The following is a 934-nucleotide window of genomic DNA, read 5'->3' on the forward strand; positions in this document are numbered from 1 at the left end:
AGTTTACATCTATATAAGTTGCCCCTGCTTCTTCTTGTTTTTTTGCAATTTCCTGTATGTAGTTTCCATCTTTTTTTTCTACAGCTTCACGTATAAGCTTCCTGCTTGTATTTATTAATTCTCCTATAATTAACATACTTCAACCTCCTTCTATTTTTACCTGATTTTCATAATTTCCTAATAAACACTTTAATTAAAACATTTACAATTTAACTTATAATAATTATTTTTTTTACCTGCCTGTAGCTGCAGAAATCATTGCTTTTACATTTTCAACTTTTGCATTTGGAGGTATTGAGCATCCACTAGCTAGAATAAATCCTGTACCCATATCATCAATAAGCTTTTTACTGTAACTATAAATATCATCAGGAGTGCTAAGTACAAGTTTTGCTGCAGGTACATCTCCTTTAATGCATACAGTGCTTCCAAGTACCTCCTTTATCTTATAAATATCCGTCATACCATCTGTTTCAAATATAACTTTTCCCTTTGGAAAATCCTTGAAGTAACTAAGATCACGTTCCCAGTTTCCATCACAATGAATGGCACGCACATACAGCGCCTTCTTCTATAATGGCATCTGCTGTTTCCTTAATATATTTCCATACAAAGCGCTCCCACAGCTTAGGAGAGAAATCAACTTACTTTACCCCCATAGCTTTTTTACAGAAATCTACTGTTTGCTGTGCATCTTTGCAAACTAAGTCTGCACCCATGTATTTTCCTGCTGCCTCGTCTACAGGGCCACCTCCAACTAGAATCTTCAAATCCTTTCTAAGTCCTGCATCTTCTATTTCCTTTATACATTGTTTTACGTTATCAAAGCAAGTAGTTAAAAGACAAGATATTCCTATTACCTTAGGCTTATATTGTTTTATAGCTTCAATATATTTTGATGTAGGTACATCAACTCCAAGGTCTTTTACGTCAA

2 protein-coding genes and 1 pseudogene are annotated in these 934 nt (G+C 34.2%); all 3 read right to left on the reverse strand.

All coding sequences use genetic code 11. The annotated features are described in order from the left end of the window. A pseudogene (locus tag CLCOS_RS22845) lies at window positions 1-136 on the reverse strand (methyltetrahydrofolate cobalamin methyltransferase); the annotation flags it as partial. Window positions 137-232: 96 nt separating this feature from the next. Next, window positions 233-556 carry a uroporphyrinogen decarboxylase family protein gene (locus tag CLCOS_RS15395; protein ID WP_242867068.1) on the reverse strand — a complete coding sequence of 108 codons (324 nt, stop codon included), beginning with the start codon at window positions 554-556 and terminating at the stop codon, window positions 233-235. 88 nt (window positions 557-644) lie between these two features. Beyond that, window positions 645-934 (reverse strand): cobalamin B12-binding domain-containing protein (locus tag CLCOS_RS15400; protein ID WP_193756607.1); only part of this gene is annotated, 290 nt, incomplete at its 5' end.

Source organism: Clostridium coskatii (assembly GCF_001675205.1).
GTDB lineage: Bacteria > Bacillota > Clostridia > Clostridiales > Clostridiaceae > Clostridium_B > Clostridium_B ljungdahlii.